We start from the raw sequence: 23173 nt of genomic DNA on the forward strand, positions 1-23173 counted from the left end.
GGGCGCGATCGCGGCCGGTTCGCCGTGCCGCTGCCGTGGTCGCGATTTTTGCTGTTTACATATAGAGGGGGTGGCGAATCGGCGGCTGATGGGCGCATGTTAGAATCTCGCGTTGCGTTGCGCATGCAGCGCCCACGCGAAAGGCGTTCGCCGTCTTCGCTCCGAAACGATACGGATACATGGATCAATTCGCCAAAGAGACCCTGCCCACCTCCCTAGAGGAGGAAATGCGCCGTTCGTATCTCGATTACGCGATGAGCGTGATCGTCGGACGTGCCCTTCCGGATGTCCGCGATGGCCTGAAACCCGTGCACCGGCGCGTATTGTTCGCGATGCACGAACTGAACAACGACTGGAACCGCGCGTACAAGAAATCGGCGCGTATCGTCGGTGACGTGATCGGTAAGTATCACCCTCACGGCGATACCGCGGTGTACGACACGATCGTGCGGATGGCGCAGGACTTCTCGCTGCGCTACATGCTGATCGACGGGCAGGGCAACTTCGGCTCGATCGACGGCGACAACGCCGCGGCGATGCGTTACACCGAAATTCGCATGGCGAAGATCGGTCACGAGCTGCTCGCCGACATCGACAAGGAAACGGTCGACTTCGAGCCGAACTACGACGGCAACGAGATGCAGCCGTCGGTCCTGCCGTCGCGCATCCCGAACCTGCTGATCAACGGCTCGTCGGGCATCGCGGTCGGCATGGCGACCAACATCCCGCCGCACAACCTGAACGAAGTCGTCGACGCGTGCCAGCACCTGCTGGGCAACCCGGAAGCGACGATCGACGAGCTGATCGAGATCATCCCGGCGCCGGACTTCCCGACGGCCGGCATCATCTACGGCGTCGCCGGCGTGCGCGACGGCTACCGCACCGGGCGCGGCCGCGTCGTGATGCGCGCGGCCACGCACTTCGAGGAGATCGACCGCGGCCAGCGGATGGCGATCATCGTCGACGAGCTGCCGTACCAGGTGAACAAGCGCTCGCTGCTCGAGCGCATTGCCGAGCTCGTCAACGAGAAGAAGCTCGAGGGCATCTCCGACATCCGCGACGAGTCCGACAAGAGCGGCATGCGCGTCGTGATCGAGCTGAAGCGCGGCGAAGTGCCCGAAGTGGTGCTGAACAACCTGTACAAGGCGACGCAGCTGCAGGACACGTTCGGCATGAACATGGTCGCGCTGGTCGACGGCCAGCCGAAGCTGCTGAACCTGAAGGAAATCCTGCAGTGCTTCCTGTCGCATCGACGCGAAGTGCTGACGCGCCGCACGATCTACGAACTGCGCAAGGCCCGCGAACGCGGCCACGTGCTCGAAGGTCTCGCGGTCGCGCTCGCGAACATCGACGAGTTCATCGCGATCATCAAGGCCGCGCCGACGCCGCCGATCGCGAAGCAGGAACTGATGGCGAAGCCGTGGGATTCGTCGCTCGTGCGCGAGATGCTGACGCGCGCCGAGACCGAGAACGCATCCGCGGGCGGCCGCTCCGCGTACCGTCCGGAAGGCCTGAACCCGGCGTTCGGGATGCAGACCGACGGGCTGTACCGTCTGTCCGACACGCAGGCGCAGGAAATCCTGCAGATGCGTCTGCAGCGCCTGACCGGTCTCGAGCAGGACAAGATCATCGGCGAGTACCGCGAAGTGATGGCGCAGATCGCCGACCTGCTGGACATCCTCGCGCGCCCGGAGCGGATCACGACGATGATCGGCGAAGAGCTGACGTCGGTGAAGGCCGAATTCGGCGACGCGCGCCGCTCGAAGATCGAGCTGAACGCGACCGAGCTGAATACCGAAGACCTGATCACGCCGCAGGACATGGTCGTCACGATGTCGCACGCGGGCTACGTGAAGTCGCAGCCGCTGTCCGAGTATCGCGCGCAGAAGCGCGGCGGTCGCGGCAAGCAGGCGACGCAGATGAAGGAAGACGACTGGATCGAGACGCTGTTCATCGCGAACACGCACGACTACATCCTGTGCTTCTCGAACCGCGGCCGCGTGTACTGGGTCAAGGTCTATGAAGTGCCGCAAGGCTCGCGCAACTCGCGCGGCCGTCCGATCGTCAACATGTTCCCGCTGCAGGAAGGCGAGAAGATCAACGTCGTGCTTCCGGTCAAGGAGTTCTCGGCCGACAAGTTCGTGTTCATGGCGACGTCGCTCGGCACCGTGAAGAAGACGCCGCTCGAGGCATTCAGCCGCCCGATGAAGAAGGGCATCATCGCGGTCGGCCTCGACGAGGGCGATTACCTGATCGGCGCGTCGATCACCGACGGCGCGCACGACGTGATGCTGTTCTCCGACGCCGGCAAGGCCGTGCGCTTCGACGAGAACGACGTGCGCCCGATGGGCCGGGAAGCGCGCGGCGTGCGCGGCATGCAGCTCGAGGACGGGCAGCAGGTCATCGCGCTGCTGGTTGCCGGCAGCGAGGAGCAGACCGTGCTCACCGCGACCGAAAACGGCTACGGCAAGCGCACGCCGATCACCGAGTACACGCGTCACGGCCGCGGCACGAAGGGGATGATCGCGATCCAGACGTCCGAGCGCAACGGCAAGGTCGTCGCCGCGACGCTCGTCGACGCCGAGGATCAGATCATGCTGATCACGACCGCCGGCGTGTTGATCCGGACACGTGTGTCCGAGATTCGCGAAATGGGGCGCGCCACGCAAGGTGTTACACTCATCAGTCTCGATGAGGGTACCAAGCTCTCCGGCCTGCAGCAGATCGCGGAAGCCGAAGAGGGCGATGGCGAGGCCGACGAGGCGTCGGACGGCGAAGCCTGAAGAACGGATGAGACTCGAGCCGCCGCGGGCGAAAAGCGCCGCGGTCGGCGAGCAACCATTCATATTTCCAAAAGGGAGTGATGATGCAAAAGCAATTCAAGCAACTGGTTCTGCTGGCTGCACTGGTGCCGACGTTCGCGATGGCGCAAGCGCTGTCGAATTCCGCACCGGCTGCGACCGCGGCAGCTGCGCCGATCGACGCCGACAAGAAGGCAGCGATCAAGGATCTGCTCGACGCGATCGACGCGCCGAAGCTCGTGTCGGCTATCGGCAACAGCGCCGAGATGCAGGCAAAGCAGCTCGTGCCGGCGATCCTGTCGGACGCGCTGTCGGAAAACAAGTCGCTGAACGACAAGCAGAAGCAAGCTGCCGTGCCGACGCTGCAGAAGAACGCAGTGCCGAAGCTGGTTGACGGCGCGGGCAAGGTGTTCGGCTCGCAGCAGTTCCAGAACGATGCGATGTCGGCTCAGTACGACGCTTACGCGAAGTACTACAGCACGTCGGAGATCAAGGATCTGACGACGTTCTACAAGAGCCCGACGGGCCGCAAGTTCATCCAGGTTCAGGATCAGGTCGGCCGCGACGTGGTCAACGGCCTGATGCAGAAGTACATGCCGCAAGCGATCCAGGCGACGCGCGCGCAGGCTGACAAGGAAGTCGCGGCAGTCAAGCCGGGCAAGTAAGCCGTCCGGGCACGCCACCCGGCCATTCGGCCGGGTTTGGCGGGAGCCTGATGACAGTGCGATAATGGCCGTTTGCGCGCGAGCGCAAGCGGCCATTTCTTTTCAGGCGCGGTTCTTTCTGCCGGCAGCAAGCCGGTCGCAAGCCGGTCGCGTCCCTCCCGAGGTTTTCACGATGCGCGTCTTTAATTTCTCCGCCGGTCCTGCGGCGCTCCCCGAGGAAGTGCTGCGGCAGGCCGCCGACGAAATGCTCGACTGGCACGGCAGCGGCATGAGCGTGATGGAGATGAGCCATCGCGGCAAGGAATTCATGTCGATCCACGAGGCGGCGCTGACCGACCTGCGCGACCTGCTCGATGTGCCGGCCAGCCACCGGATCCTGTTCCTGCAGGGCGGCGGCATCGCCGAGAACGCGATCGTGCCGATGAACCTGCTCGGCGCGCGCAAGACCGCCGACTTCGTCGTGACGGGCTCGTGGTCGCAGAAGTCGTTCAACGAAGCGAAGAAATACGGCACGCCGCATCTGGCCGCCTCCGGCAAGACGGCCGACGGTTTCACGCGCGCGCCTGCCCGTGCCGAATGGCAGCTGTCGGACGATCCGGCCTACGTGCATCTGTGCACGAACGAGACGATCGACGGCGTCGAGACGTTCGAGATTCCCGACATCGGCGACGTGCCGCTCGTCGCCGATGTCTCGTCGCACATCCTGTCGCGCCCGATGGACGTCGCGAAGTACGGCGTGCTGTTCGGCGGCGCGCAGAAGAACATCGGGATGGCCGGCGTGACGGTCGTGATCGTGCGCGAGGATCTGCTCGATCGCGCGCTGTCGATCTGCCCGTCCGCATTCGAATGGAAAACCGTCGCCGAGAACAACTCGCTGTACAACACGCCGCCCACCTATGCGATCTACGTCGCGGGCCTCGTGTTCCAGTGGCTGAAGCGGCAGGGCGGCCTCGAGGCGATCGAGGCCCGCAATATCGAGAAGGCGAAGCTGCTCTACGACACGATCGATGCGAGCAGCTTCTATCTGAACAAGGTCGAGCCGGCGGTGCGTTCGCGGATGAACGTGCCCTTTTTCCTGGCCGACGAAACGCGCAATGAAGACTTCCTTGCCGGCGCAAAGGCGCGCGGGTTGCTGCAGCTGAAGGGCCACAAGTCCGTCGGCGGCATGCGGGCGTCGATCTACAACGCGGTGCCGCTCGAGGGCGTGCAAGCGCTCGTCGAGTACATGAAGGACTTCGAACGGCGCGGCGCCTGACGGCGGCGCTGTTCAAACAGCACGGCAAAACGCATGGACGACGAACTGAATTCCCGCCTGAAACCGCTGCGCGACCGCATCGATGCGATCGACGCGCAGCTGATCGCGCTCCTCAACCAGCGCGCCGCGGTGGCGCTCGAGGTGGGCGAGGTCAAGAAGCATTTCAATGCGCCGGTGTTCCGGCCGGAACGCGAGCTGCAGGTGATCGCGCGCCTGCAGGACATGAGCGCGGGGCCGCTCGCGAGCGAGCACATCAGCGCCATCTGGCGCGAGATCATGGCCGCGAGCCGCGCGCTCGAGCAGACGATCCACGTCGCGTTCCTCGGGCCGGTCGGCACGTACAGCGAACAGGCGATGTTCGAGTATTTCGGCCAGTCGATCGAGGGGCTGCCGTGTCCGTCGATCGACGAGGTGTTCCGCTCGGTCGAGGCGGGCGCGTCCGCATTCGGCATCGCGCCGGTCGAGAATTCGACCGAAGGCGCGGTGTCGCGCACGCTCGACCTGCTGCTGCAGACGCAGTTGCTGATCAGCGGCGAACTCGCGCTGCCGATCCATCACAACCTGCTCACGCAGAGCGGCACGCTCGACGGCGTGAAGCGCGTCTGCGCGCATGCGCAGGCACTCGCGCAATGCCAGCAGTGGCTCGCCGCGAACGCACCGCAGCTCGAGCGGCAAGCGGTGTCGAGCAACGCGGAGGCCGCGCGTCTCGCGGCGGCCGACCCGAGCGTCGCGGCGATCGCGGGCGACCGCGCGGCCGCGCACTACGGGCTGCAGATCGCGTTCTCGCTGATTCAGGACGATCCGCACAACCGCACGCGCTTCGTGATCATCGGCAAGCAGCCGGCCGGACCGAGCGGTCACGACCAGACCTCGCTGATCGTGTCGGTGAAGAACGAGCCGGGCGCGGTGTTCAAGCTGCTCGAACCGCTCGCGCGGCACGGGGTGTCGATGACCCGCTTCGAGTCGCGCCCGGCGCGCGTCGGCACGTGGGAGTATTACTTTTACATCGACATCGAAGGGCACCGGGACGAGCCAGCCGTGGCCGCCGCGCTCGCGGAGCTCGGCCAGAAGGCCGCGTTCCTGAAGGTACTCGGTTCGTATCCGCGCGCGCGCTGACGCGCAGCGGCCCGTCGCCTGCACCGCGCAGGCGGCGCGGCGAAGCGGGCAGGGCAGGCCGGGCGGCGCTGCCCAAGGCGGGCTCGGGCGGTATCCGGTGCAGGTCGTGCCGGGTGCGGGCCCGTTGCCCGGAATCTGGACTTCCGCGCGCGGTGCATCGTTCCGCGCGCGTCACTTGGCTCTTGTCGTGTCAGGCTTTGCATTCAACAAACTGGTCATCTTCGGCGTCGGCCTGATCGGCGGATCGCTGGCGCGCGCGCTGCGCGAGCGCGCGCCGGGCAGCGCGGGCGAAGTCGTCGGCGTCGGCCGTTCCCGTGCGTCGGTCGAGCGCGCGCTCGCGCTCGGCGTGATCGATCGCGCGGCGGCGCTCGACGACGATGCGCAACTGCGCGACGCGCTTGCCGGCGCCGATCTCGTGCTGCTGGCCGCGCCCGTCGCGCAAACGGGCCCGTTGCTCGCGCGCATCGCGCCGTGGCTCGACGCCGCGACGCTCGTCACCGACGCGGGCAGCACCAAGTCCGATGTCGTCGCGGCGGCGCGCGACGTGCTCGGTGCGCGGATCGCGCAATTCGTGCCGGGCCACCCGATCGCCGGGCGCGAGTCGAGCGGCGTCGAGGCCGCGCTGCCGGATCTGTACGTCGGCCGCAACGTCGTCCTGTGCCCGCTGTCGGAGAACTCGCCCGACGCGGTCGCGCGGATCGACGCGATGTGGCGGGCGACCGGCGCCGACGTGCGCACGATGAGCACGGCGCAGCACGATCGCGTGTTCGCGTCGATCAGCCATCTGCCGCACGTGCTGTCGTTCGCGCTCGTCGAGCAGATCCTCGGCGAGACGGATGCCGAACTGAAATTCTCGTATGCGGCGGGCGGCTTCCGCGACTTCACGCGGATCGCGGCGTCGAGCCCGGAGATGTGGCGCGACGTGTGTGTCGCGAATCGCGCGGCGCTGCTCGACGAGCTCGACGGCTACACGCGCGTGCTCGCCCGGCTGCGTGCGGCGATCGACGCCGGCGACGGCGCGGCGCTCGAAGCCGTGTTCACGCGCTCGCGCGCGGCCCGCAAGGCATGGCAGGAACGCGGCGCGCAGCCCGCTGCCGAACCGGTCAAGAAATAACAGGAAACAGGACGATTCCCATGGACTATCTCGATCTCGGCCCGTATTCCAGTGCGTCGGGCACCGTGCGCCTGCCCGGCTCGAAGAGCATCTCGAACCGCGTGCTGCTGCTTGCGGCGCTTGCCGAAGGTGATACGACGATCACCAACCTGCTGGATTCCGATGACACGCGCGTGATGCTCGATGCGCTCGGCAAGCTCGGCGTGAAGCTCGCGCGCGACGGCGACACCTGTGTCGTCACCGGCACGCGCGGCGCGTTCACCGCGAAGACCGCCGACCTGTTCCTCGGCAACGCGGGCACCGCGGTGCGACCGTTGACGGCGGCGCTCGCGGTCAATGGCGGCGACTATCGCGTGCATGGCGTGCCGCGCATGCACGAGCGGCCGATCGGCGACCTCGTCGACGGCCTGCGGCAGATCGGCGCGCAGATCGACTACGAGCAGAACGACGGTTTTCCGCCGCTGCGGATCAAGCCTGCGGCGATCACGGTCGACGCGCCGATCCGCGTTCGCGGCGACGTGTCGAGCCAGTTCCTCACCGCGCTGCTGATGACGCTGCCGCTCGTGAAGGCGAAGGACGGCAGGATCGTCGTCGAAGTCGACGGCGAACTGATCTCGAAGCCGTACATCGACATCACGATCCGGCTGATGGAGCGCTTCGGCGTGACCATCGAGCGCGACGGCTGGCAGCGCTTCGTCGTGCCGGCCGGCGTCCGCTACCGTTCGCCGGGGCGCATCATGGTCGAGGGCGATGCGTCGTCGGCCTCGTATTTCCTCGCGGCCGGCGCGCTCGGCGGCGGCCCGCTGCGCGTCGAGGGCGTAGGGCGCGCGAGCATCCAGGGCGACGTCGGCTTTGCGAATGCGCTGATGCAGATGGGCGCGAACGTATCGATGGGCGACGACTGGATCGAGGTGCGCGGCATCGGCCACGACCATGGCAAGCTCGAGCCGATCGACATGGACTTCAACCTGATTCCCGACGCGGCGATGACCATCGCGGTCGCGGCGCTGTTCGCGAGCGGCACGAGCACGCTGCGCAACATCGCGAGCTGGCGCGTGAAGGAAACCGACCGCATCGCCGCGATGGCGACCGAGTTGCGCAAGGTCGGCGCGATCGTCGAGGAAGGCCCCGACTATCTGGTCGTCACGCCGCCGCAACAACTCACGCCGAACGCCGCGATCGACACGTACGACGATCACCGGATGGCGATGTGCTTCTCGCTCGTCAGTCTGGGCGGCGTGCCCGTGCGAATCAACGATCCGAAGTGCGTCGGCAAGACGTTCCCCGACTATTTCGACCGCTTCGCCGCGCTCGCCAAGGCCTGACCCACCGTACCGATGAAATCGACCCGACCCTTTCACCCGACCCCCGTCATCACGATCGACGGTCCGACCGCTTCCGGCAAGGGGACCGTCGCCGCGCTCGTCGCCGCGCATCTCGGCTTCCACCTGCTCGACAGCGGCGCGCTGTATCGTCTCGCCGCGCTCGCGAGCGTACGCTACGGCATCGCGGCGGAGGACATCGACGCGCTCGTGAAGCTGATCGACGATCTTCACATCACGTTTCGCGAGGGCTGCGCGCAGCTCGACGGCGTCGACGTGTCGAACGACATCCGCGCCGAAGCGGTCGGCAACCGCGCGTCGGCGATTGCCGTGCACGGGCCGGTGCGTACCGCGCTGGTCGCGCGCCAGCGCGCATTCCGCAAGACGCCGGGCCTCGTCGCCGACGGGCGCGACATGGGCACCGTAATCTTCCCGGACGCCGTGCTGAAGGTGTTTCTGACGGCCAGCGCCGAGGCGCGCGCGGCCAGACGGCATAAGCAATTGATGCAAAAAGGTTTTTCTGCTAATATAGATGACTTGCTCCGGGATCTTCGTGAACGTGATGCGCGCGACAGCAATCGCGCCGCCGCGCCGCTGAAGCCCGCGGCAGATGCCAAGCTGCTCGATACGTCGGCGCTTTCGGTCGATGAAGCGGTCGACCAGGTGCTGCAGTGGTACCGGGCGCTCGGCCAGCCCGCCTGAGAAGGCGGGCGGCAGTAGGTGCTTCGCGCGAGCAGCGCGGAGCGTGTTTCGAACCCTTAACCCCGTATGGACCTCGATCTGGCCCTTTCAGCCTGCCATTCCGGCCGGCGTGGCACAGCGAGCCATGCACAATCAGATTTTTATGTCCGACCTGCAAACCTCCACCCCGAATACCGAATCCTTTGCGGCTCTGTTCGAAGAGTCGCTGACCCGTCAAGACATGCGCGCCGGCGAAGTGATTTCCGCCGAAGTCGTGCGCGTCGACCACAACTTCGTGGTCGTCAATGCAGGCCTGAAGTCCGAGGCTTACATTCCGATCGAGGAATTCCTGAACGATCAGGGCGAGGTTGAGGTGCAGTCGGGCGATTTCGTGTCCGTCGCGATCGACGCACTCGAAAACGGCTACGGCGACACGATCCTGTCGCGCGACAAGGCGAAGCGCCTGGCATCGTGGCTGTCGCTGGAAAAGGCCCTCGACAACAACGAACTCGTCACCGGCACGATCACCGGCAAGGTGAAGGGCGGCATGACCGTGATGGTCAACGGCATCCGCGCGTTCCTGCCGGGTTCGCTGGTCGACACGCGTCCGGTCAAGGACACGACCCCGTACGAAGGCAAGACGCTCGAGTTCCGCGTGATCAAGCTCGATCGCAAGCGTAACAACGTCGTGCTGTCGCGTCGTGCAGTGATCGAAGCAACGCAAGGCGAAGAGCGCGCGAAGCTGCTCGAGACGCTGAAGGAAGGCGCGATCGTCAACGGCGTGGTCAAGAACATCACCGACTACGGCGCGTTCGTCGACCTCGGCGGCATCGACGGCCTGCTGCACATCACCGACATCGCATGGCGTCGCGTGCGTCACCCGAGCGAAGTCCTGTCGGTTGGCCAGGAAGTCACCGCGAAGATCCTCAAGTTCGACCAAGAGAAGAACCGCGTCTCGCTGGGCATCAAGCAACTGGGCGACGATCCGTGGGAAGGCATCTCGCGCCGTTACCCGTCGGGCACGCGCCTGTTCGGCAAGGTCACGAACATCACCGACTACGGCGCATTCGTCGAAGTGGAATCGGGCATCGAAGGCCTCGTCCACGTGTCGGAAATGGACTGGACCAACAAGAACGTTGCACCGTCGAAGGTTGTCCAGCTGGGCGACGAAGTCGAAGTCATGGTCCTCGAGATCGACGAAGACCGTCGTCGTATCAGCCTCGGCATGAAGCAGTGCAAGCCGAATCCGTGGGATGACTTCAGCCGCAACTTCAAGAAGGGCGACAAGATCACGGGCGCAATCAAGTCGATCACCGACTTCGGCGTGTTCATCGGTCTGCCGGGCGGCATCGACGGCCTGGTCCACCTGTCGGACCTGTCGTGGAGCGAAGCCGGCGAAGAAGCCGTTCGCAAGTACAAGAAGGGCGACGAAGTCGAAGCGATCGTGCTCGGTATCGACGTCGAGAAGGAGCGCATTTCGCTCGGCATCAAGCAGCTCGAAGGCGACCCGTTCAGCAACTACGTTGCAATGAACGACAAGGGTTCGATCGTCGACGGCGTGGTGAAGTCGGTCGATGCGAAGGGCGCTGTCATCACGCTGACGGGCGACATCGAAGGCTACCTGCGTGCTTCGGAAATCTCGCAGGATCGCGTCGAAGACGCACGCAACGTGCTGAAGGAAGGCGACAAGGTCAACGCGATGGTGATCAACATCGATCGCAAGTCGCGTGGCATCAACCTGTCGATCAAGGCGAAGGATTCGGCTGAACAACAGGAAGCGATCCGCGGCCTGCAGTCGGACACCAGCGCCGCTGCGACCGGTACGACCAACCTCGGCGCGCTGCTGAAGGCGAAGCTCGACGGCCAGAACCAGTAAGCCTCACGAGGTCTGCTGAAGTATGACCAAATCCGAGTTGGTCGCGCAGCTGGCACTGCGATTTCCGCAACTTGTCCTCAAGGATGCGGATTTCGCGGTGAAAACGATGCTCGATGCGATGTCCGACGCCCTGGCGAAAGGGCATCGCATCGAAATTCGGGGTTTCGGCAGCTTCGGCCTCAACCGTCGCCCGGCACGCGTCGGACGCAACCCGAAGTCGGGAGAGAAAGTGCAGGTGCCCGAGAAGTTCGTGCCTCACTTCAAGCCCGGCAAGGAATTGCGTGAACGCGTCGACGGCCGCGCCGGCGAGCCGCTGAAAGCTGATGATCCGGACGACGAACGTTGAACGTCGTCCGGCTTGCCCGGAATCCGTCCGGCGAAGGCTGAAGAAAAAAGCGCCCCTTGCGGGCGCTTTTTTCATTTCCGGCTGCCGTGCGGCAATGCGCATCCGCAGGATGTGCGGTGACGCGGAAACGCTTCCTTTACAATACGGGTCGATTCGGCGCCGCGAAGGGGAGTCGCGCGCCGCGGCAAACCTCAACAAAGAGAGGGCTACATGAAGTTTATCGTCTGGCTGATCCGGGTATTGGTGTTCGTGCTGCTGCTGGTGCTCGCACTGGCCAATACGCAAACCGCGACGCTGAATTTCGTTGCCGGCTACGCATGGCAGGCGCCGCTGATCCTGATCGGTCTCGCGTTCTTCGTCGTCGGGCTGCTGGCCGGCCTGCTGTCGGCACTGCCGGCGATGTTCCGCCTGCGCCTCGAGAACGGGCGCCTGAAGCGCGACCTGCGTGCGGCGCGCGAAACCCCGGCCATCGTCGACCAGCCGCCGATGCCGCCCGTCATTTAACACGGACGCCGCGCGACTCCCGCGCGGTTTTCGTCTCTGCTTCGATATTTCGCATGGATCTGGATTTCTGGTGGTTGCTCGCGATTCCGGTGGCGTTCGCGCTCGGCTGGGCGGCGTCACGCTATGACCTGAAGAACCTCCTGTCGGAGAGCGCCAACCTGCCGCGATCGTATTTCCGCGGCCTGAACTTTCTGTTGAACGAACAACCGGACAAGGCGATCGACGCGTTCATCGAGGTCGCGAAACTCGACCCCGAGACGGTCGAGCTGCACTTCGCGCTCGGCAACCTGTTCCGCCGTCGCGGCGAAACGGACCGTGCGATCCGCGTGCACCAGAATCTGCTGAGCCGTACGGACCTGCCGGTCAACGAGCGCGACCATGCGCTGTACGAGCTCGGCCAGGATTTCCTGAAGGCCGGCCTGCTCGATCGTGCCGAGGAGGCCTTCCACCGGCTCGCCGACGGCGACTACGCGCTGGGCGCGCAGCGGGCGCTGCTGACGATCTACGAGATCGAGAAGGACTGGAACAAGTCGATCGACACCGCGAAGCGCATCGAATCGATGAGCGACAAGCCGCTCGGCACCGAAATCGCGCAGTTCCACTGCGAACTCGCGCAGGACGCGCTGCAACGCAAGAACGCCACGGCCGCGGCCGACCAGTTGAAGCTCGCGCTTGCCGCGAACCCGCAGAACGTCCGCGCGACGATCCTGTCCGGTGATGCCGCGCAGGCGGCGGGCGATCACGCGGCCGCGATCGAGCACTGGAAGCGCGTCGAGGCGCAAAATCCCGCTTATCTGCCGCTCGTCGCCGACAAGCTGATGAAGGCCTATGTCGCGCTCGACAAGCCGGTCGAGGGCGCCGAGCTGCTGATGGGCTACGTCGATCGCTATCCGTCGAACGACCTGCTCGATACTGCGTATCAGCACATCGCCGGGTTGCGCGGCCAGGAAGCGGCGCATACGCTCGCGCGCACGCAGATGGAGAAGTCGCCGAACCTGTCGGGCATGCTGCACCTGCTCGATGCGCAGATCGCGGCCGCCGACGAGCCGCGCCGTAAGGAACTTGAAATGATGCGCGCGCTGATCAAGCAGCGCACCAAAAATCTGCCACGCTATACGTGCCAGAATTGCGGTTTCCGGGCACGGCTCTTCTACTGGCAGTGCCCCGGATGCAGCGGCTGGGAAACCTATGCGCCGCGCCGCGTCGAACCTGCGATGCCGGGTTGATCCCGGCGCGCGGCGCCGACGCACTGCGGTTCCCGCCGGGTCTGGCTCGGCGGGCAAGTTAGTCAATTACCGGGACGTACCGGAACATCTATGAAAATCACCATCATCGGCACCGGCTATGTCGGTCTTGTCACAGGCTCCTGCCTCGCCGAGATCGGCCACGACGTCTTCTGTCTGGATGTCGATCCGCGCAAGATCGAGATCCTGAACAACGGCGGGATGCCGATTCACGAACCGGGCCTGCTGGACATCATCGCGCGCAATCGCGCGGCAGGGCGTCTGCGCTTCTCGACGGACATCGAGGCGAGCGTCGCGCACGGCGAGATCCAGTTCATCGCCGTCGGCACGCCGCCCGACGAGGACGGTTCGGCCGACCTGCAATACGTGCTCGAGGCCGCGCGCAACATCGGTCGTTACATGACCGGTTTCAAGGTGATCGTCGACAAGTCGACGGTGCCGGTCGGCACCGCGCAGCGCGTGCGCGCGGTGGTCGACGAGGCGCTCGGCGCCCGCGGGCTCGCGGGCAGCGTCGCGCACCGTTTCTCGGTCGTATCGAATCCGGAGTTCCTGAAGGAAGGCGCGGCAGTCGAGGACTTCATGCGCCCGGACCGGATCGTCATCGGCGTCGACGACGACGAGACGGGCACGGTGGCGCGCGAGAGGATGAAGAAGCTGTACGCGCCGTTCAACCGCAATCACGAGCGCACGATCTACATGGACGTGCGTTCGGCGGAATTCGCGAAATATGCGGCGAATGCGATGCTCGCGACCCGCATCTCGTTCATGAACGAGATGTCGAATCTCGCCGACAAGGTCGGTGCCGACATCGAAGCCGTGCGCCGCGGGATCGGTTCCGATCCGCGCATCGGCTATCACTTCCTGTACGCGGGCGTCGGCTACGGCGGCTCGTGCTTCCCGAAGGACGTGCAGGCGCTGATCCGCACCGCCGGCGAGAACGGCCAGCCGCTGCGCATCCTGGAGGCCGTCGAAGCGGCCAACTCCGCGCAGAAGGACGTGCTGATCGGCAAGATCGAGCAGCGCTTCGGCGCGGACCTGACCGGTCGCGAATTCGCGGTCTGGGGCCTCGCGTTCAAGCCGAATACGGACGACATGCGCGAGGCGCCGAGCCGTCGGCTGATCGGCGCGCTGCTCGGGCGCGGCGCGATCGTGCGCGCGTACGATCCGGTCGCGATCGACGAGGCGCGCCGCGTGTTCGCGCTCGATCTCGGCGAGGCTTCCGACGCGCTTGCGCGTCTGCATTTCGTCGATACCCAGGACGCGGCCGTGAGCGCCGCGGATGCGCTCGTGATCGTCACCGAGTGGAAGGAATTCCGGAGCCCGGATTTCACGCGCCTGAAGGCCGAACTGAAGGCGCCGGTGATCTTCGACGGACGCAACCTGTACGAACCGGACGCGATGGCCGAACTCGGCTTCGACTACCATGCGATCGGGCGTCCGCATGTCGATCCGCAGTCCTCCTCCCGTGGATGAGCGCACGATGACGACCCTTCGCGAAGTGGTGCCGGTCCCGCGCGCGCAGCTCGCGCGTTCGCGTGTGCTCGTGGTCGGCGACGTGATGCTCGACCGCTACTGGTTCGGCAACGTCGACCGTATTTCGCCGGAAGCGCCGGTGCCCGTCGTGCACGTGCAGCGCCAGGAAGAGCGGCTCGGCGGCGCGGCCAACGTCGCGCGCAACGCCGTGACGCTCGGCGCCCAGGCCGGGCTGCTGTGCGTGGTCGGCTGCGACGAACCCGGTGAGCGGATCGTCGAGCTGCTCGGCAGCAGTGGCGTCACGCCCCATCTCGAGCGCGACGCGGCGCTGCCGACGACGATCAAGCTGCGCGTGCTTGCGCGCCAGCAGCAGCTGCTGCGCGTCGATTTCGAAGCGATGCCGACGCACGAGGTGCTGCTCGCCGGGCTCGCGCGGTTCGACGCGCTGCTGCCGCAGCACGACATCGTGCTGATGTCGGATTACGCGAAAGGCGGGCTGACGCACGTGACGACGATGATCGAGAAGGCGCGCGCGGCCGGCAAGCCGGTGCTCGTCGATCCGAAGGGCGGCGACTGGGCGCGCTATAGCGGCGCCTCGCTGATCACGCCGAACCGCGCGGAGTTGCGCGAAGTCGTCGGTCAGTGGCATTCGGAAGACGACCTTCGCGCGCGCGTCGCGAAGCTGCGCGCGGAACTCGATCTCGATGCGTTGCTGCTCACGCGTTCGGAAGAGGGGATGACGCTCTTTTCGGCCGCGGGCGAACTGCACGCGCCGGCGCTCGCGCGCGAGGTGTACGACGTGTCGGGGGCGGGCGATACCGTGATCGCGACCGTCGCGACGATGCTCGGCGCAGGCGTGCCGCTCGTCGACGCCGTCGTGCTCGCGAACCGTGCCGCGGGTATCGTGGTCGGCAAGCTCGGCACGGCGACCGTCGGCTACGACGAACTGTTTCACTGAGCGCATCGGGCGGCGCACGCGCCGGCCGGACGGCTCCCATTTTTCAGGCAGGACGACCATGACCATCATCGTCACCGGCGCAGCCGGTTTTATCGGCGCGAACATCGTCAAGGCGCTCAACGAGCGTGGCGAGTCGCGCATCATCGCGGTCGACAATCTGACGCGCGCGGAAAAGTTCCGCAATCTCGTCGATTGCGAGATCGACGACTATCTCGACAAGACGGAATTCGTCGAACGCTTCGCACGCGGCGATTTCGGCAAGGTACGCGCGGTGTTCCACGAAGGCGCCTGTTCGGACACGATGGAAACCGACGGCCGCTACATGATGGACAACAACTTCCGCTACAGCCGCGCGGTGCTCGATGCGTGCCTCGCGCAGGGCGCGCAGTTCCTGTACGCGTCGTCGGCGGCGACCTACGGCGGCTCGACGCGCTTCGTCGAGGAGCGCGAGGTCGAGGCGCCGCTGAACGTCTACGGCTATTCGAAGTTCCTGTTCGACCAGGTGATCCGGCGCGTGCTGCCGAGCGCGAAGAGCCAGATCGCCGGGTTCCGCTACTTCAACGTGTACGGCCCGCGCGAGACGCACAAGGGCCGCATGGCGTCGGTCGCGTTCCACAACTTCAACCAGTTCCGCGCGGAAGGCAAGGTCAAGCTGTTCGGCGAGTACAACGGTTATGCGCCGGGCGAGCAGACGCGCGACTTCGTCTCGATCGAGGATGTCGCGAAGGTGAACCTGTTCTTCTTCGATCATCCGGAGAAGTCGGGCATCTTCAACCTCGGCACCGGCCGCGCACAACCGTTCAACGACATCGCGTCGACGGTCGTAAACACGCTGCGCGCGCTCGACGGCCTGCCGCCGCTGACGCTCGCGCAGCAGGTCGAGCAGGGGCTGATCGAATACGTGCCGTTCCCGGATGCGCTGCGCGGCAAGTACCAGTGCTTCACGCAGGCCGACCAGACGAAGCTGCGTGCCGCCGGCTACGATGCGCCGTTCCTGACGGTGCAGGAAGGTGTCGACCGCTACGTGCGTTGGCTGTCCGGCCAGGTTTAAGTCCGCGCGTCGCATCGCTAGACTGGGTCTCACGGTCGGCAGCCGCCGACCGTTTTTCATCGGAGATCCAGCACATGATCAGGAAATGGTTTGCCGCCGCAGCGATGTTCGGCGCGATCGCGTCGGCCTGGGCGGCCGTCGACGTCAACACCGCGAACGAGGATGCACTCGTCGGCATCAAGGGCATCGGTCCCGCGCGGGCAAAGGCGATTCTCGACGAGCGCGGCGCACGCGGCCCGTTCAGGAATGCAGACGATCTTGCGTCGCGCGTGAAAGGCATGGGCGGCCATACGGTCGAGCGCCTTCAGCAGGAGGGGTTGACGATCGGCGCAGCAGGCTCGGGTGCGCAGGCACCCGCCGCGGGCAAGCCCGCGGCAGTGAAACCTGCCGCGGCGCCCGCCCGCACTGCGCAGAAGTAACGCTCGCGAGGCGAAGGGCTCCTTCAGTCGCCGTCGTTGCGACGGCTTCCCGCGGCATGCCGCGGGTTTTTTGCGTGCATGCCGCACGCGCACGATCGTGAATCGCGGGCACGCCTATTCCACCGTCGCAATGGGGGTTGCCGGCGCGAGCCCCGGCGCTGGTTTACAATCAATCGATTGATCAGCCTCGCACTCACGGTATCTCCATGGCTTACAAAACTATCGAAGACACGATCGGCAACACGCCGCTCGTGCAACTGGTCCGCCTGCCGGACGACGAGATTCGCGCACGCAACAACGTGTTGCTCGCCAAGCTGGAAGGCAACAATCCGGCCGGTTCCGTGAAGGATCGCCCGGCGCTGTCGATGATCAGCAAGGCCGAGGCGCGCGGCCGCATCAAGCCGGGCGATACGCTGATCGAGGCGACGAGCGGCAATACGGGCATCGCGCTCGCGATGGCCGCGGCGATCCGCGGTTACAAGATGGTGCTGATCATGCCGGAGGACCTGTCGGTCGAGCGTCGCCAGAGCATGGCCGCTTACGGTGCCGAAATCATCCTGACGCCGGTAAAGGGCGGGATGGAACTGGCGCGCGACCTCGCGGAGCAGATGCAGCGCGAAGGCAAGGGCGTGATCCTCGATCAGTTCGGGAACCCCGACAACCCGATCGCGCACTACGAAGGCACGGGCCCTGAGATCTGGCGCGACACCGAGGGGCGCGTCACGCACTTCGTGTCGGCGATGGGCACGACGGGCACGATCATGGGCACGTCGCGTTTTCTGAAGGAACAGAATCCGGCGATCGAGATCGTGGGCGCGCAGCCGGAAGAAGGGTCGCGCATCCCGGGCATTCGCAAGTGGCCGGAGGCCTATATGCCGACGATCTTCGATCGCAGCCGCGTCGATCGCGTCGAGAGCGTGAGTCAGGCCGCGTCCGAAACGATGGCGCGCCGGCTCGCGGCCGTCGAAGGCATCTTTGCCGGCATCTCGTCGGGTGGCGCATGCGAAGTCGCGATGCGTATCGCGCGCCAGGTCGAGAACGCGACGATCGTGTTCATCGTCTGCGATCGCGGCGACCGCTACCTGTCGACCGGCGTGTTTCCTGCCTGAGCCGGAACGGCATCGGCAGGATCACGCGATAAAAAAGCGCCGCACGAGCGGCGCTTTTTCTTTGCGCGGGCCGAGCTTACTGCGCCGGCGCTTCCGTGTCCGCCGCGGGCAGCGGCAGCGCGCCGCTCGCTTCCATCTGCGCCTTCACGGCTTCGCCGAGCTGGTACACGGTGAGCGCGTAGAAGAAGCTGCGGTTGTAGCGCGTCAGCACGTAGAAGTTCTTGAGGCCGAGCATGTACTCGGTTGCGCGCCCCGGCGACGGCAGATCGACCACGGTCACCGGCGTGCCGGCTTCGGTGGTGATATTGACCGTCGGCTCGTTGAGCGTCATGCCGGCGCGCAGCAGCTGCGACAGTGCCCAGTGCGGTTCGGGCTGGCCGTCCGCGGCCGCCTGGGCGATGCCGAGGCTGCCCGTGTCGGGCGTGATCCGCCAGACCACCGGGCGATCGGTTTCCCAGCCGTGCTGCTTCAGGTAGTTTGCGACGCTGCCGATCGCATCGGCAGGACTGCTGCGCAGATCGACGTGGCCGCCGCCGTCGTAGTCGACCGCATACTCGCGGATGCTGCTCGGCAGGAACTGCGGGATGCCGATCGCGCCCGTGTACGAGCCGAGCACGGTGGTCGGGTCGAGCTGGTTGTCGCGGGTCCAGACGAGGAAGTCCTCGAGGTTCTTGCGGAACGTGGCCTGGCGGCTGTCGCGATTCGGCGTGTCCGGGTAGTCGAACGTGAGCGTCGTCAGCGCATCCAGCACGCGGAAGTTGCCCATGTAGCGGCCGTAGATCGTTTCGACGCCGATGATGCCGACGATCACCTCCGGCGGCACGCCGAATTCCTCGGACGCGCGCTGCAGCGTTGCCCGGTTCGCCTTCCAGAATTTCACGCCCGCGTTGATGCGGATCGGTTCGATGAAGCGCGAACGATAGACGCTCCAGTTCTTCACCGAAGGCGTCGGCGCCGGCTTCACGAGTTTCACGGCCGTGGCCGAGTAGCTGACGCGCGAGAACAGCGCGTGCAGGCTCGCGGAATCGAAGCCGTTGCGGCTCACCATCTCGTCGATGAACGCATCGACCTTCGCGTTGCTCGCGTAACGCTGCGGAACGATCTCCTCTTCGAAGGTCTGGCCCGGCGGCGTCGGCTGCTGCGGTTGCGCCTGCGCGACGAGCGTGCCGGGAGACTTCGCAGGCTGTGTTTGCGCGGCGGCGGGTGCGGCGGCCAGGGTAGCGGCGACGGCAGCGGCAACGAGCGGAACGCGAACGCGGAACAGTGCGGAGAGAAGGGCGGCAGGCTTGCTGGAATTCATGTCGAAGCGGGCGGACAGGGCGATGGGGTTCGGCGCAGTATACCCGACGCACCTTGCGTGCCGGGGCGTAGCAGCGCACCGTTGTGGTAAGTTAGCGGCGAATTCGCGGAAGACGATGGACATCATTGATGGAGACCTGCGGCGCAACCCGCGTCGCGGATGACAGCTTATGGCAACCGCCTTCTATACGCACCCCGACTGCATGCTGCACGAGATGGGGGAATGGCATCCGGAATGCCCGGCCCGACTGTCGGCGATCCAGGATCAGCTGATCGCGAGCCGCATCGACGACCTGATCGTGCACGAAACCGCGCCATTCGCGAGCGAGGTGGCGCTGGGCCGCGTGCATACGCAGGCCCATATCGACTACATCCGCAGCATGATGCCCGTCGACGGCTACGTCGAGATCGATCCCGACACGCTGATGAACCGCGACACGTGGCGCGCCGCGCTGCGTGCGGCCGGCGCCGCGGTCGCGGCGACCGACGCGGTGATCGAAGGCCGCTACGCGAATGCGTTCTGCAGCGTTCGGCCGCCCGGCCATCACGCGGAACCCGCGCGCGCGATGGGCTTCTGCTTCTTCAACAACGTCGCGATCGCCGCGCGGCACGCGCTCGACGTGCACGGCCTTGAGCGGGTCGCGATCATCGATTTCGACGTGCACCACGGCAACGGCACCGAAGCCGCGTTCGCGAACGACGAGCGCGTGCTGATGTGCAGCTTCTTCCAGCATCCGCTGTACCCGTTCTCGGGCGCCGATCACCAGGCGCCGAACATGGTCAACCTGCCGATGCCTGCGCGCAGCAACGGGATGGCGATCCGCGAAGCGGTCGACATGTTCTGGCTGCCGCGTCTCGACGCGTTCAAGCCGCAAATGCTGTTCGTGTCGGCCGGTTTCGACGCGCATCGCGAGGACGACATCGGCAACCTCGGTCTCGTCGAATCCGATTTCGAATGGCTGACCGCGCAGGTCGTCGACGTCGCGCGCCGGCATGCGCAGGGTCGCATCGTGAGCTGTCTCGAGGGCGGCTACAACCTGTCGGCACTCGGGCGCAGCGTCGTCGCGCACCTGCGCGTGCTGGCCGGCATCTGACCGGCAGCGGATCGGCGCGCGCTCAGCGCGCCGGCACGTGCGCGTGAATCCACGCGATCAGCGCATCGATCACGCGGTCGCGCTCGAGATCGTTCATCGTTTCGTGGAAGCCGCCTTCGTATAGCGTCAGCGTGCGATCGGGCGAGCCGACGCGGGCGCCGAACGCGCGGCTTCCGTCGGGTTCGGTCAGCTTGTCCTCGGTGCCGTGATAGACGAGCACCGGCACGCGCAGCGCACCGCGACCGCGCTCGATGCGCGCCATCGCATCGAGGACTTCGGCGCCGGTGCGCGCCGGCACCGCGCCGTGGTGCACGAGCGGATCGGCCCGATTGGCCGCGACGACGGCCGGATCGCGCGACAGCAGCGCCGCATCGATCCTGATTGCAGGGAAGCTCGGCCACACGCGGCTGATGAAGCGGCTCATCGCGAGCATCCAGCGCGGCACGTCGCGTCCCGGCGCGAGCGCCGGGCTCGACAGCACGAGGCCCGCCAGCGCGTGGCCGCGAGCCGGCACGCGTTCGATCGCATACAGCGCCGCGACGGCGCCGCCCATGCTGTGCCCCATCAGGAAGAGCGGCATGGCGCCGCGGGCGGCTTCGGCAACCAGCGCATCCGCATCGTTCAGGTAATCGTCGAAACGCTCGACCCATGCGCGTTTGCCGGGCGACTGGCCGTGCCCGCGCAGATCGATCGCCAGCACGTCGATGCCCGCCGCGTTCAATCTGGCCGCGAGCGCCGCGTAACGGCCCGCATGCTCGGCGAGGCCGTGGGCGAGCGCGATCGTCGCAAGCGGCGGCACCGTGCCGTCGCCGGCCGGCCAGCGATACGACGCCAGTTCGAGCCCGTCCGCGGTACGCAGCCGGCCCATCCGTGGGGCGGGCGGCGATACCGGGCCCGATGCCGAGGTGGCGGCGGGTGCGGCGGCCTGCGTGGTGGTGGCGGTCATCTGGCGGGTCCCCTGTCTCGTTGGCATCGGTGTTCCGGATCATAGTCGCGGTACCCGCGCGGCGGGCCAGCAGCGCCCCTCTAATTTCGTCTGGTTATGAAAAGATCGAAATCGATTATTAAGTGGAATGAGGGGTTTGCGGTAAAATCGCCGGCTATTCCAGATGCTTCGGCGGCCGACTGGCGGGCCTCGCCAGCCGGCCGCCGTTTTGTTTACATGATCGAATTACGCAATCTGTCGCAGCGTTTTCCCGGGCCGACCGGCTGGGTCGACGCATTGCACAACGTCAATCTGACGATCCCGCAGGGAGAGGTGTTCGGCATCATCGGCCGAAGCGGCGCCGGCAAGAGCACGCTCGTGCGCACCATCAACCTGCTCACGCGGCCGACCGAAGGCAATGTCGTCGTCGGGGGACGCGATCTCACGCTGCTGTCGTCCGGCGCGCTGCGCGAAGCGCGCCGCGAAATCGGCATGATCTTCCAGCACTTCAATCTGCTGTCGTCGCGCACGGTGTTCGACAACGTCGCGCTGCCGCTCGAGCTGGCCGGCGCGAGCCGTGCCGAGATCGAGGCGGCGGTGCTGCCGCTGCTCGACCTCGTCGGGCTGTCCGCGCAGAAGGATCGCTATCCGGCGCAGATCAGCGGCGGCCAGAAGCAGCGCGTCGGCATCGCCCGCGCGCTCGCGAGCAAGCCGAAGGTGCTGCTGTCGGACGAAGCGACGTCGGCGCTCGACCCCGAGACCACGCGCGCGATCCTCGACCTGCTGAAGCGCATCAACCGCGAGCTCGGCCTGACGATCGTGCTGATCACGCACCAGATGGAAGTCATCAAGCAGGTGTGCGATCGCGTGGCGGTGCTCGACGCGGGCCGCGTGGTCGAAGAGGGCCGCGTGATCGACGTGTTCCTGCAGCCGCATCACGAAGTGACGCGCGCGCTGATCGGCGACGTGATCGCGCAGGAACTGCCGCCCGCGCTGAAGGCACGCGTGGCCGAGCGGCTGAAGACGGGCAGCGGGCATCTGCTGCGGCTCGCGTTCACCGGCTCGGGTGTCGACCAGCCGATCCTGTCGGAGACGATCCGCCGGTACGAACTCGATTTCAACATCCTGCATGGCCAGATCGACGAGATCCAGGGGCAGGCGTTCGGGTCGCTCGCGGTGCTCGCGGGCGGCGAACCGGGCAAGGTCGGGCAGGCGCTCGCGTTCCTGCGCGAGCAAGGTGTGGTGGTAGAGGAGCTTTCGTATGTTGAGTGAGATGTTCGATATGTTCGTGCAGTCGTTCTGGGAGACGCTGATCATGGTCGGCATCTCGGGGGCGGTCGGCGCGCTCGTCGGGCTGCCGCTCGGCGTGCTGCTCTACCTGACCGACCGCCAGGGCGTGCTGCAGAACCTCGGCGTGAATCGCGTGCTCGGCGGCATCGTGAACGCGGTGCGCTCGACGCCGTTCATCATCCTGCTGGTCGCGGTCATTCCGTTCACGCGGCTCGTCACGGGGTCGTCGATCGGCACGGCCGCAGCGGTCGTGCCGCTGACGCTCGCGGCCGCACCGTTCGTCGCGCGGCTGGTCGAGACCGCGCTGCGCGAAGTCGACCGCGGGCTGATCGAGGCGGCCCAGTCGATGGGTGCGACGACCTCGCAGATCGTGTTCAAGGTGCTGCTGCCCGAATCGCTGCCGGGCATCGTCGCGGGCCTGACGATCACGTTCGTGTCGCTCGTCGGCTATTCGGCGATGGCGGGTGCGATCGGCGGCGGCGGGCTCGGCGATCTCGGGATCCGCTACGGCTACCAGCGCTATCTGCCGGAAGTGATGTGGACGGTCGTCGCGATCCTGATCGTGTTCGTGCAGATCGTGCAGTCGTTCGGCGACTGGCTCGTGCGCCGGCTGAGCCACAAGTAAAACGAC

The 23173-nt window shown here is 66.1% G+C and carries 21 protein-coding genes; 19 read left to right on the forward strand and 2 right to left on the reverse strand.

The window, feature by feature from the left end:
• Nucleotides 1-179 precede the first annotated feature (179 nt).
• The 16 genes from gyrA (at nucleotide 180) to cysM (ending at nucleotide 17934) form a co-directional block, all read left to right on the forward strand.
• Nucleotides 180-2783 (forward strand): DNA gyrase subunit A, encoded by a 2604-nt coding sequence (gene gyrA, locus U5A56_RS02440; protein ID WP_044844841.1) that lies wholly within the window; start codon nucleotides 180-182, stop codon nucleotides 2781-2783.
• Nucleotides 2784-2866: 83 nt separating this feature from the next.
• Nucleotides 2867-3466 (forward strand): DUF2059 domain-containing protein, encoded by a 600-nt coding sequence (locus tag U5A56_RS02445; RefSeq protein ID WP_044844860.1) that lies wholly within the window; start codon nucleotides 2867-2869, stop codon nucleotides 3464-3466.
• A gap of 172 nt (nucleotides 3467-3638) precedes the next feature.
• Complete coding sequence (gene serC, locus U5A56_RS02450; protein WP_321920856.1) at nucleotides 3639-4721, forward strand: 3-phosphoserine/phosphohydroxythreonine transaminase; 1083 nt, start codon at nucleotides 3639-3641, stop codon at nucleotides 4719-4721.
• 33 nt (nucleotides 4722-4754) lie between these two features.
• On the forward strand, nucleotides 4755-5837 hold the full coding sequence (pheA, locus tag U5A56_RS02455; protein ID WP_044844839.1) for a prephenate dehydratase: 1083 nt from the start codon (nucleotides 4755-4757) through the stop codon (nucleotides 5835-5837).
• 187 nt (nucleotides 5838-6024) lie between these two features.
• Entirely contained in the window at nucleotides 6025-6951 is a 927-nt protein-coding gene (locus U5A56_RS02460) for a prephenate dehydrogenase (RefSeq protein WP_321920857.1), read from the forward strand.
• Nucleotides 6952-6971: 20 nt separating this feature from the next.
• Nucleotides 6972-8276 (forward strand): 3-phosphoshikimate 1-carboxyvinyltransferase, encoded by a 1305-nt coding sequence (aroA, locus tag U5A56_RS02465; protein WP_044844837.1) that lies wholly within the window; start codon nucleotides 6972-6974, stop codon nucleotides 8274-8276.
• A 12-nt stretch (nucleotides 8277-8288) separates the two neighbouring features.
• On the forward strand, nucleotides 8289-8975 hold the full coding sequence (cmk, locus tag U5A56_RS02470) for a (d)CMP kinase (protein WP_044844836.1): 687 nt from the start codon (nucleotides 8289-8291) through the stop codon (nucleotides 8973-8975).
• Between the two features lie 142 nt (nucleotides 8976-9117).
• On the forward strand, nucleotides 9118-10830 hold the full coding sequence (gene rpsA / locus U5A56_RS02475) for a 30S ribosomal protein S1 (protein WP_044844859.1): 1713 nt from the start codon (nucleotides 9118-9120) through the stop codon (nucleotides 10828-10830).
• 22 nt (nucleotides 10831-10852) lie between these two features.
• Nucleotides 10853-11176: an integration host factor subunit beta gene (locus U5A56_RS02480; protein WP_034187427.1), complete on the forward strand. Its 324-nt coding sequence runs from the start codon at nucleotides 10853-10855 to the stop codon at nucleotides 11174-11176.
• Between the two features lie 210 nt (nucleotides 11177-11386).
• Complete coding sequence (locus tag U5A56_RS02485; protein WP_044844835.1) at nucleotides 11387-11680, forward strand: lipopolysaccharide assembly protein LapA domain-containing protein; 294 nt, start codon at nucleotides 11387-11389, stop codon at nucleotides 11678-11680.
• Between the two features lie 53 nt (nucleotides 11681-11733).
• Nucleotides 11734-12906 (forward strand): lipopolysaccharide assembly protein LapB, encoded by a 1173-nt coding sequence (lapB, locus tag U5A56_RS02490; protein ID WP_321920858.1) that lies wholly within the window; start codon nucleotides 11734-11736, stop codon nucleotides 12904-12906.
• A 90-nt stretch (nucleotides 12907-12996) separates the two neighbouring features.
• A complete protein-coding gene (locus tag U5A56_RS02495) occupies nucleotides 12997-14397 on the forward strand; it encodes a UDP-glucose/GDP-mannose dehydrogenase family protein (protein WP_321798336.1) in 1401 nt (466 codons plus the stop codon).
• Nucleotides 14398-14404: 7 nt separating this feature from the next.
• The gene (gene rfaE1, locus U5A56_RS02500) at nucleotides 14405-15355 is read left to right on the forward strand and encodes a D-glycero-beta-D-manno-heptose-7-phosphate kinase (protein WP_321920859.1); all 951 of its coding nucleotides are present in this window, start codon (nucleotides 14405-14407) and stop codon (nucleotides 15353-15355) included.
• 58 nt (nucleotides 15356-15413) lie between these two features.
• Nucleotides 15414-16406: an ADP-glyceromanno-heptose 6-epimerase gene (rfaD, locus tag U5A56_RS02505; protein ID WP_044844832.1), complete on the forward strand. Its 993-nt coding sequence runs from the start codon at nucleotides 15414-15416 to the stop codon at nucleotides 16404-16406.
• A gap of 74 nt (nucleotides 16407-16480) precedes the next feature.
• A complete protein-coding gene (locus U5A56_RS02510; protein WP_044844831.1) occupies nucleotides 16481-16825 on the forward strand; it encodes a ComEA family DNA-binding protein in 345 nt (114 codons plus the stop codon).
• 206 nt (nucleotides 16826-17031) lie between these two features.
• Nucleotides 17032-17934 (forward strand): cysteine synthase CysM, encoded by a 903-nt coding sequence (gene cysM, locus U5A56_RS02515; RefSeq protein ID WP_044844830.1) that lies wholly within the window; start codon nucleotides 17032-17034, stop codon nucleotides 17932-17934.
• 76 nt (nucleotides 17935-18010) lie between these two features.
• On the opposite strand, the gene mltB is transcribed toward cysM, so the two are convergent.
• Nucleotides 18011-19360, reverse strand: coding sequence for a lytic murein transglycosylase B (mltB, locus tag U5A56_RS02520; protein WP_321920860.1), 1350 nt, complete (start codon nucleotides 19358-19360; stop codon nucleotides 18011-18013).
• A 43-nt stretch (nucleotides 19361-19403) separates the two neighbouring features.
• On the opposite strand from mltB, the gene U5A56_RS02525 reads away from it, so the two are divergent.
• Complete coding sequence (locus U5A56_RS02525; RefSeq protein ID WP_321920861.1) at nucleotides 19404-20327, forward strand: histone deacetylase family protein; 924 nt, start codon at nucleotides 19404-19406, stop codon at nucleotides 20325-20327.
• Between the two features lie 22 nt (nucleotides 20328-20349).
• Here the strand turns inward: U5A56_RS02525 and U5A56_RS02530 are convergent, their stop codons facing one another.
• On the reverse strand, nucleotides 20350-21273 hold the full coding sequence (locus tag U5A56_RS02530; protein ID WP_321920862.1) for an alpha/beta hydrolase: 924 nt from the start codon (nucleotides 21271-21273) through the stop codon (nucleotides 20350-20352).
• A gap of 216 nt (nucleotides 21274-21489) precedes the next feature.
• Between U5A56_RS02530 and U5A56_RS02535 the strand changes: the two genes are divergently transcribed.
• Both U5A56_RS02535 and U5A56_RS02540 read left to right on the forward strand, forming a co-directional pair.
• Complete coding sequence (locus U5A56_RS02535) at nucleotides 21490-22524, forward strand: methionine ABC transporter ATP-binding protein (RefSeq protein WP_044844826.1); 1035 nt, start codon at nucleotides 21490-21492, stop codon at nucleotides 22522-22524.
• On the forward strand, nucleotides 22514-23167 hold the full coding sequence (locus tag U5A56_RS02540; protein ID WP_044844825.1) for a methionine ABC transporter permease: 654 nt from the start codon (nucleotides 22514-22516) through the stop codon (nucleotides 23165-23167). Before U5A56_RS02535 ends, U5A56_RS02540 begins: the two co-directional genes overlap by 11 nt.
• The last annotated feature ends 6 nt before the right edge of the window (nucleotides 23168-23173 follow it).

It is taken from the genome of Burkholderia sp. BCC1998, assembly GCF_905339875.1.
Classification (GTDB): domain Bacteria; phylum Pseudomonadota; class Gammaproteobacteria; order Burkholderiales; family Burkholderiaceae; genus Burkholderia.

Excerpts from the sequence above, each read along its gene's own strand:
- U5A56_RS02445 (WP_044844860.1), top strand. The coding sequence starts at position 2,867 with ATGCAAAAGCAATTCAAGCAACTGGTTCTGCTGGCTGCACTGGTGCCG.
- cmk (WP_044844836.1), top strand. The coding sequence starts at position 8,289 with ATGAAATCGACCCGACCCTTTCACCCGACCCCCGTCATCACGATCGAC.
- aroA (WP_044844837.1), top strand. The coding sequence starts at position 6,972 with ATGGACTATCTCGATCTCGGCCCGTATTCCAGTGCGTCGGGCACCGTG.
- U5A56_RS02525 (WP_321920861.1), top strand. The coding sequence starts at position 19,404 with ATGGCAACCGCCTTCTATACGCACCCCGACTGCATGCTGCACGAGATG.
- rfaD (WP_044844832.1), top strand. The coding sequence starts at position 15,414 with ATGACCATCATCGTCACCGGCGCAGCCGGTTTTATCGGCGCGAACATC.
- U5A56_RS02485 (WP_044844835.1), top strand. The coding sequence starts at position 11,387 with ATGAAGTTTATCGTCTGGCTGATCCGGGTATTGGTGTTCGTGCTGCTG.
- U5A56_RS02495 (WP_321798336.1), top strand. The coding sequence starts at position 12,997 with ATGAAAATCACCATCATCGGCACCGGCTATGTCGGTCTTGTCACAGGC.
- gyrA (WP_044844841.1), top strand. The coding sequence starts at position 180 with ATGGATCAATTCGCCAAAGAGACCCTGCCCACCTCCCTAGAGGAGGAA.
- mltB (WP_321920860.1), bottom strand. The coding sequence starts at position 19,360 with ATGATGTCCATCGTCTTCCGCGAATTCGCCGCTAACTTACCACAACGG.
- rpsA (WP_044844859.1), top strand. The coding sequence starts at position 9,118 with ATGTCCGACCTGCAAACCTCCACCCCGAATACCGAATCCTTTGCGGCT.
- U5A56_RS02530 (WP_321920862.1), bottom strand. The coding sequence starts at position 21,273 with ATGACCGCCACCACCACGCAGGCCGCCGCACCCGCCGCCACCTCGGCA.
- cysM (WP_044844830.1), top strand. The coding sequence starts at position 17,032 with ATGGCTTACAAAACTATCGAAGACACGATCGGCAACACGCCGCTCGTG.
- U5A56_RS02480 (WP_034187427.1), top strand. The coding sequence starts at position 10,853 with ATGACCAAATCCGAGTTGGTCGCGCAGCTGGCACTGCGATTTCCGCAA.
- rfaE1 (WP_321920859.1), top strand. The coding sequence starts at position 14,405 with ATGACGACCCTTCGCGAAGTGGTGCCGGTCCCGCGCGCGCAGCTCGCG.
- U5A56_RS02535 (WP_044844826.1), top strand. The coding sequence starts at position 21,490 with ATGATCGAATTACGCAATCTGTCGCAGCGTTTTCCCGGGCCGACCGGC.
- U5A56_RS02510 (WP_044844831.1), top strand. The coding sequence starts at position 16,481 with ATGATCAGGAAATGGTTTGCCGCCGCAGCGATGTTCGGCGCGATCGCG.
- U5A56_RS02540 (WP_044844825.1), top strand. The coding sequence starts at position 22,514 with ATGTTGAGTGAGATGTTCGATATGTTCGTGCAGTCGTTCTGGGAGACG.
- serC (WP_321920856.1), top strand. The coding sequence starts at position 3,639 with ATGCGCGTCTTTAATTTCTCCGCCGGTCCTGCGGCGCTCCCCGAGGAA.
- lapB (WP_321920858.1), top strand. The coding sequence starts at position 11,734 with ATGGATCTGGATTTCTGGTGGTTGCTCGCGATTCCGGTGGCGTTCGCG.
- pheA (WP_044844839.1), top strand. The coding sequence starts at position 4,755 with ATGGACGACGAACTGAATTCCCGCCTGAAACCGCTGCGCGACCGCATC.